This is a genomic window from Xanthobacter autotrophicus (assembly GCF_030015065.1).
Taxonomy (GTDB): domain Bacteria; phylum Pseudomonadota; class Alphaproteobacteria; order Rhizobiales; family Xanthobacteraceae; genus Xanthobacter; species Xanthobacter autotrophicus_D.
Genome location: NZ_JAIVFN010000002.1, coordinates 129,234 through 135,814, shown reverse-complemented (window position 1 = coordinate 135,814; position 6,581 = coordinate 129,234). Strand labels below are relative to the sequence as shown.

The following is a 6,581-nucleotide window of genomic DNA, read 5'->3' as shown; positions in this document are numbered from 1 at the left end:
CCCTGGTCCAGGGCGACAAGGGCGAGCACAAGCTCATCTGGTCGCGATGACCGGCCACGGGCGCTCCGCTTCCCGCGGGGCGCCCGCCTTCCACCCTCGCAATTATGCGGAGCAGAACCCCCGCCGAAACCGGCGGCAACACAGACCTCACAGGCCAGCGCTCCGCATAATCCCGCTCTCCGCATAATCGACGTTATGTGGAGCTCCACATAAGATCGAGATCGGCGCCGCCTGGTCCAAGCGCTCCAGCGAAGGCCGCGACTATCTGGGCCTCAAGCTCGACGACCCGAGCTTCAACGCCCCGATCTACGCCAACCTCTTCGACGACGAGGACGCCGACACCTTCTCGCTGATCTGGTCCCGCCCCAGCGGGCGCCGCGGCGAGTGAGCCGCACAAGGCCCCGGCCGGTTCCGGCCGGGGCCTTCCCGCCACCGGGTTCACCGGTCAGTCGTTGCCGTCCGGCCGCACCAGTTCGACGTGGCTGACCCCCAGCGCCTGAGCCAGCTCGTAGAGGGTGATGACCGTCGGATTGCGCCGGCCACGCTCGAGGCCGCTGATATACTGCTGGCTGAAACCGGAGCGCGCCTCGACATCCTCCTGCGTCAGGCCTTTTTCCTGACGCAGGCGAGCGAAGTTCCGGCCGACCAGCTTGCGCATATCCATGCGCAGACGGATCGCAATTTACACACTTTGAGCTTATCAACTATAATATGTAATCAAGCGGCCCTAGCGGGTTAGACGGCGGCAATGCCGATGCCGATCGATCACCGAGCGGCCCGGGGATGCTCCCGGCTCGCGGGCTCGCTTCACCATCCGCCGTCGTCTAGAAGGGACGAAGGCTGCGCCAGGCATGGAAACGGGGGGTGACATGACCGACGCGTTTGCAGACACCGCTCCGTCCGCTTCCGAGCTCACCGACTACGACCGAGCGCACATCAAGCTCTATGCGCGCCTTTTGGACGCCACGGCGGATGGCGCCGGCTGGGAGGAGATCGCCTCGGTGCTGTTCGGCATCGACGCGGCTCGGGAGTCCGAACGTGCCCGTCATGTCCATGACAGCCATCTGGCCCGGGCCCGATGGGTGGCCTCCAGCGGCTACAAGGACCTCCTCCACCGCCCTGTCTGACGTTGCAGCCCGTTTGCAGGGGTGATGCGGCTGCGGCATCACGCGATGCTCCCTGGCAGACTTCCCCCAGTATTCTCAATCCCAGATTGTCCTCACTCGACACGCACGCTGGATGCGGAGACGAGTGATGAAGCCCGATACATCGCGCTGGCGAGAGGATGCCAGCTACGTCTATTTCGACACGCTGTCGGTGGAGGGCCTCGCCTGGGAATGCCTGCGCCGGGACGAGACCTACCAGGAACACTACCAGTCCCTCGTGAAGGCCGGCTCGGACGCCGACCCGCTCCCCCGGGAGGTGGAGCAACGCTGGGGGCTGCGATTTCGCCGCGCGGCCATCTCTCTCCGCTGTGGAACAGAACGTCCCGTGGTCGCCGGTTGTCGATCCGGCCATCGTGCTTCTCGCCCAACAGCCCGCGTTTCTTCCGGGCGCGCCCAGCGTGTCGTTCGGCGGCATGGTTGCGCCGCGCGATAGCACCGAGGGACGATACTGGGTCCATGGTTCGGCACCTCATGCCGCGCAGGTGCTGCTGCTGACCGGGACTCGCCCCGACGCGCCGCTGGCGGCATTGATCCCGCTGGACGCGGACACCATTGGACGGGTGGAGGCCTTGACCCGCTTCTGGCGCGCTGTCGAGGGTCGGCCGGCGATCCCCGACACCCGCATCACCGCGCAGCAGCGTGGCCGGCTGCGCACCATGATGCTGGCGGCCGATGGTCGGGCGAACGGCGCCAGCTATCGCGACATCGCCATCTTCCTTTACAGCCACAAGCGCGTGGCATCCGAGCCCTGGAAAACCTCGGCGCTGCGCGACAAGGTCATCGGCCTCGTCAAAGGCGGCCTCGCCATGATCGGCGGCGGCTATCTCAGGCTCCTGCGTCATCGCAGAAGACCATAGCCGCATCGTCGGCATCCTGAGGGTGGGGATTTTCGCCCCCCTCAACTTCCCCATCCCCCTCGACGGCTGCCCTTCGCCACCGTGATCGCCATCCGCCGCTGATGACCAGCGGCCCGAGATCGCCCACGGAGGTTCGATCCATGCGACCCGACGCTGTCCCGCTGCCGCCACGCTACTTGCGCACCAAGGAAGCCGCCGTCTTCCTCAGCCTCTCGCCCCGCACGCTCGAGAAGCACCGCACCTACGGAACCGGACCCGGCTATCGCAAGCTCGGCGGACGCGTCGTCTATGCCATCGAGGACCTGCAGGCCTGGGTCGCCCGTGGCGCCGTCACCTCCACCTCCGATCCGCGCGGCTGCGTGCTGCCGGCCAAGCGCCACGCCCTGCCCGGCGTTGTCGAGCCCCACCGTTTCGCACGCTGATCGGAACCCTTCTCCATGGCGGCGCGGCATCGCTCCCAGCCGGAGCGCGGACAGCTCGATCTGTTCCGCGCGCTTCCCGGCGCGTTCGCGCCACGGGATGCGCAGGATCTCATGGCCTATCCCTTCTTCTCCCTCTCCAAGACCCATCGTATCGCGCCCATCGATTTTGCCGCCGGCGATGTCTCCATCCGGGTCGAGGCCGTGCCTGACCACGGCATGGCGACCATCTGGGACGCCGACATCCTGATCTGGGCGGCGAGCCAGATCGTGGAGGCCCGCGACGCTGGCCTGCGCACGTCGCGCTTCATGGTCGCCACCCCCTATGAGATCCTCAGGTTCGTGGGGCGCGGCACCTCGCTGCGGGACTACCAGCGCCTGAAGGCGGCGCTCGACCGGCTGCAATCCACAACCGTGTCCACCTCGATCCGCCAGCGGGCCGAGGGACGGCGCCATCGCTTCTCCTGGATCAACGAGTGGAAGGAGCGCACCGACCGGGATGGCAGACCCGCGGGAATCGAGCTCATCGTTCCTGACTGGTTCTATTGCGCCATTCTCGAAGATGCCCTCGTTCTCACCATCGACCGGGCCTATTTCGACCTGACGGGCGGGCTCGACCGCTGGCTCTACCGGCTGGTGCGCAAGCACGGCGGCCGCCAGCACAACGGCTGGCGCTTCGACTTCCGCCACCTGCACCTCAAGTCCGGTAGCCTCTCGCCGTTCAAGCGCTTCGCCTTCGAGCTGCGGGACATCATCCGCCGCCAGCCGCTGCCCGGCTACACCCTGTTTCTGGAGTGTGACGCGGGTGCGCGCACGCTGCTCGCCTTCGAGCCGGCCTGTGGACAACCTGTGAATCCCTTCGTGCCATCGGGAACCCGGTGCCACGTGCCATCAGGAACCGGCCCCTCGTGCTTTCAGGAACCGAAACAGGGGTTAACCCTAAGCCCGAAAACGCAAAATCGCGCTCTTAACTTAGACTCTAACATAGAGTCTAACTTTAAAAGGCGCGCGGGCGATGTGGATAACCGCGCTCAGCCGGCCCAAAAAGCTGCCCATCTGCGCACCTCTAAGGATGAGGGTCTTCCGTCTTTCCGTAAAGACGGATTTCAGGCGCCAGAACCTCTTCCCGTAGCCGATCTGCCTCCCGCGAACGCATCGGGAGGCCGTCGATGATCGTCGCGCTGCTCAATCAGAAGGGCGGAGTCGGCAAGACGACGCTTGCCCTGCACCTTGCCGGCGCCTGGGCGAGCCGCGGCCGGCGCGTGACCCTCATCGATGCGGACCCTCAGGGCTCGGCCCTCGACTGGTCGCAGCAGCGCAGCCGCGAGGGCTTGCCGCGCCTGTTCGGCGTCGTCGGCCTCGCCCGTGACACGCTGCACCGGGAGGCCCCCGAGCTGGCGCGGGATGCCGACCATGTGGTCATCGACGGGCCGCCCCGCGTCGCCGGCCTCATGCGCTCGGCGCTCCTCGCCGCCGACCTCGTGCTGATCCCGGCGCAGCCATCGCCGCTCGATGGCTGGGCCTCCGCGGAGATGCTCGCGCTCCTCAATGAGGCGCGCATTTACCGACCGGCGCTTGCTGCGCGGTTCGTGCTGAACCGCTGCGGTGCCCGCACCGTGCTCGCCCGTGAGACGGCCGAGACGCTGGCGGATCACGATCCGCCCGTGCTCGCGACCACCATTGGCCAGCGCGTCGCCTTCGCCATGTCGGCACAGTCCGGGCGGCTCGTCAGCGAGCTGGACGAACGTGGCCCGGCTGCGCGCGAGATCACGGCGCTGGCGGCGGAGATCGTCGGTCTCGCCGGTTATGGACGCCTACCATGAGCGCACCGCCGACCCGCAAGGGCTTCGCCGCGCGGCCGGCTGATCCGGAGCAGTGGATCAAGGCTGCGGAGGCGAAGACGTCAAATGACGTCACCGGCGGCTTTACCGCGCGGCTCACCATCGACGTCACGCCCGACCTGCGCGGGCGCATCAAGATCGCCGCCTTCGGTCGCGGCCAGACCGTCGCGGACATGCTCCGCGATCTCCTCGCCCGAGAATTTCCCCCGACATCAGGAGAGGCCTCATGATGAGCCCGCCGGTGCCATCCTCTGTTCCCAAACCCATCGCCCCATCACCCGCCGCGCCGACCCCAGACCCGCTCACCCATGTGGAGCTGACCTGGATCGAGAAGCGGATCGAGAACTGGATCCGCTTCGGCCGGCCTGCGCAGGCACAAACTCTCGACCGTAGCCGCCGCATCGTATCGTTTGCGCCGAACTCCATCTTCGCCTTCGTCCGCTGGGCTGCAAACGACTTCGGCACCGTGGTGTCGCGCATCGACATCGTGCGCGCCGTCGCACCCGGCGAGGCCTACCAGACGCTGCCCTTCGTGCGTCCCGGCGGAGAGATCCTGCTGCGCGCCGACGGCTGGCCGAAGGTCGAGAAAGTGCTCCAGCACGTGGATGCCGTCGAGGCCATCGGCGTCAACGGCGCGGATGTCGCCCCCGACCACTGGCGGCACGTCCACAACCGCCTGATCGCCGGCCACATGCCCCGCGCCTACACGACTGAGCGCCATCACGCGTGGCTCAAGCGGCGGGAGTGCGAAGAATGACCCGCTTCGGCTATGTCATGGTGACGTATTTCTCGGTGATGGGGGCGGCGGCGGCCGCCTTTGTTCCGACACCGCTCAAGCTGGTGTGGAACGTCTCCGCCAGCGCGCCCGTCGGGCTCTACGAAATCGAGCCCGCGCGCAGGCTCGATGTCATGGACCTCCTCGCCATCACGCCGCCGGCAGCGCTCGCCCGCTTCCTGGTGGAGCGCGCCTATGTGGGCGCCGGCGTCCCATTGATGAAGCGCGTGGCGGCGCTTCCCGGGCAGGAGGTCTGCCGCAAAGACGGCACCATCACCGTCGATGGCGTGGCTTACGGTGAGGCGCTGGAGCGCGACCGCATGGGACGTCCCCTGCCGGTCTGGCGCGGATGCCGTCGCATCGCCCACGGCGAGCTCTTCCTCATGAACTTCGATGTGCCCGACAGTCTCGATGGGCGGTATTTCGGGCCACTGCCCGCCAGCACCGTGATCGGCCGCGCCGTGCCGCTCTACACCGATGAGGCCGGCGATGGGCACTTCGTCTGGCGTGCGCCGACGCGCTGAGGGCGACCGACCATCTTCACCTTCATCACACGTCGAGAGGCCGTCATGCCGCGGACGAGACTGTTTTTGCGCGCCTGTGATGGCGCGTGCGGACCGATGCGCGTGCTCATTTGCCCTCGTGCGCTGGTCCTTCTTCTCCTTTCCGGAGTGCTCTGCGGCTGGTCAATGACAGCCATGGCGGCGGAAACACGAGGGCCACAAAACCCGCCGTCGTCAAGCGATCGCTACGCCGACTTCATCGCGGAAGCGGTGGAGCGTTTCGACATTCCCGCAGCCTGGATCCGGGCCGTCATGCGCGCCGAAAGCGACGGCGACGCGCGCTCTACCTCGCCAAAAGGCGCCATGGGGCTGATGCAGATCATGCCGCAGACCTGGGCTGAACTGCGTGTCCACTATGGCCTCGGCGACGACCCCTACGACCCGCACGACAACATCATGGCGGGTGCGGCCTACCTGCGGGAGTTGTTCGATCGCTACGGCAATCCTGGCTTCCTCGCCGCCTACAATGCGGGGCCGGGCCGCTACGAGGCCTCTCGGAAGGGACGCCCGCTGCCCCCGGAGACGCGCGCTTACGTCGACAAGTTGGCGCCGGACATCGCGCGCGGCGAAGCCGAACCTTCCGCGCCGAAATCACCCTCTCCGCCGGCGGTCGAGACACCCTCCTGGGCTCAAGCTCCGATCTTCGCCGTGCAGCCAGTGCGCACGTCAGCGGCAGATCCAATGTCAACGGATCATGCTCAGCCGACACCTGACGTGCGCGATATCTCGGCCATCGTTCCGCAGTCTGCTGGCCTGTTCGTCGCCCGTGGCGGCTCTGGAGGCGTGCAATGACCACGACCGGGCTCATTCGCAGATTGGCGGGGCCTCTCGTGTTCAGGCGAGGGGCGGGATGGGAGACGCAGGACACAACCGTCCGATTGCCGCCCGTAATCGGCAGGACGGTTCCCCGCCGAAGAGCGCGCCACCAACAGCTTCGCCGCCCGGTAAAATCTCCCGCGT

The 6,581-nt window shown here is 67.1% G+C and carries 11 protein-coding genes and 1 pseudogene; 11 read left to right on the top strand and 1 reads right to left on the bottom strand.

Translation table 11 applies throughout. From position 1 onward, the window contains the following. Positions 1-211: 211 nt before the first annotated feature. A pseudogene (locus K9U40_RS01380) lies at positions 212-388 on the top strand (DUF736 domain-containing protein); the annotation flags it as partial. A 57-nt stretch (positions 389-445) separates the two neighbouring features. Here K9U40_RS01380 and K9U40_RS01375 read toward each other — a convergent pair. Beyond that, complete coding sequence (locus K9U40_RS01375; protein WP_138397488.1) at positions 446-664, bottom strand: helix-turn-helix domain-containing protein; 219 nt, start codon at positions 662-664, stop codon at positions 446-448. A gap of 205 nt (positions 665-869) precedes the next feature. Between K9U40_RS01375 and K9U40_RS01370 the strand changes: the two genes are divergently transcribed. The 10 genes from K9U40_RS01370 to K9U40_RS01325 all read left to right on the top strand — a co-directional run bounded on the left by K9U40_RS01370 (position 870) and on the right by K9U40_RS01325 (position 6,413). Further along, positions 870-1,127, top strand: coding sequence for a DNA -binding domain-containing protein (locus K9U40_RS01370; protein WP_149578528.1), 258 nt, complete (start codon positions 870-872; stop codon positions 1,125-1,127). 112 nt (positions 1,128-1,239) lie between these two features. Beyond that, the gene (locus K9U40_RS01365) at positions 1,240-1,599 is read left to right on the top strand and encodes a transcriptional regulator domain-containing protein (protein ID WP_309298307.1); all 360 of its coding nucleotides are present in this window, start codon (positions 1,240-1,242) and stop codon (positions 1,597-1,599) included. After that, positions 1,520-2,023 carry a DUF2285 domain-containing protein gene (locus K9U40_RS01360; protein ID WP_309298308.1) on the top strand — a complete coding sequence of 168 codons (504 nt, stop codon included), beginning with the start codon at positions 1,520-1,522 and terminating at the stop codon, positions 2,021-2,023. The genes K9U40_RS01365 and K9U40_RS01360 overlap by 80 nt, the downstream gene beginning before the upstream one ends. A 140-nt stretch (positions 2,024-2,163) precedes the next feature. Then, positions 2,164-2,445 carry a helix-turn-helix transcriptional regulator gene (locus K9U40_RS01355; protein WP_149578527.1) on the top strand — a complete coding sequence of 94 codons (282 nt, stop codon included), beginning with the start codon at positions 2,164-2,166 and terminating at the stop codon, positions 2,443-2,445. 15 nt (positions 2,446-2,460) lie between these two features. Continuing rightward, positions 2,461-3,615 (top strand): replication initiator protein A, encoded by a 1,155-nt coding sequence (locus K9U40_RS01350; RefSeq protein ID WP_149578526.1) that lies wholly within the window; start codon positions 2,461-2,463, stop codon positions 3,613-3,615. Beyond that, complete coding sequence (parA, locus tag K9U40_RS01345; protein ID WP_149578525.1) at positions 3,612-4,265, top strand: ParA family partition ATPase; 654 nt, start codon at positions 3,612-3,614, stop codon at positions 4,263-4,265. Before K9U40_RS01350 ends, parA begins: the two co-directional genes overlap by 4 nt. Then, the gene (locus tag K9U40_RS01340) at positions 4,262-4,513 is read left to right on the top strand and encodes a hypothetical protein (protein ID WP_149578524.1); all 252 of its coding nucleotides are present in this window, start codon (positions 4,262-4,264) and stop codon (positions 4,511-4,513) included. The genes parA and K9U40_RS01340 overlap by 4 nt, the downstream gene beginning before the upstream one ends. Continuing rightward, entirely contained in the window at positions 4,510-5,040 is a 531-nt protein-coding gene (locus tag K9U40_RS01335; RefSeq protein ID WP_373878253.1) for a DUF2840 domain-containing protein, read from the top strand. Before K9U40_RS01340 ends, K9U40_RS01335 begins: the two co-directional genes overlap by 4 nt. Then, positions 5,037-5,582 (top strand): S26 family signal peptidase, encoded by a 546-nt coding sequence (locus tag K9U40_RS01330; protein ID WP_149578523.1) that lies wholly within the window; start codon positions 5,037-5,039, stop codon positions 5,580-5,582. The genes K9U40_RS01335 and K9U40_RS01330 overlap by 4 nt, the downstream gene beginning before the upstream one ends. Positions 5,583-5,678: 96 nt before the next feature. Continuing rightward, positions 5,679-6,413 carry a lytic transglycosylase domain-containing protein gene (locus K9U40_RS01325; protein WP_149578529.1) on the top strand — a complete coding sequence of 245 codons (735 nt, stop codon included), beginning with the start codon at positions 5,679-5,681 and terminating at the stop codon, positions 6,411-6,413. Positions 6,414-6,581 lie beyond the last annotated feature (168 nt).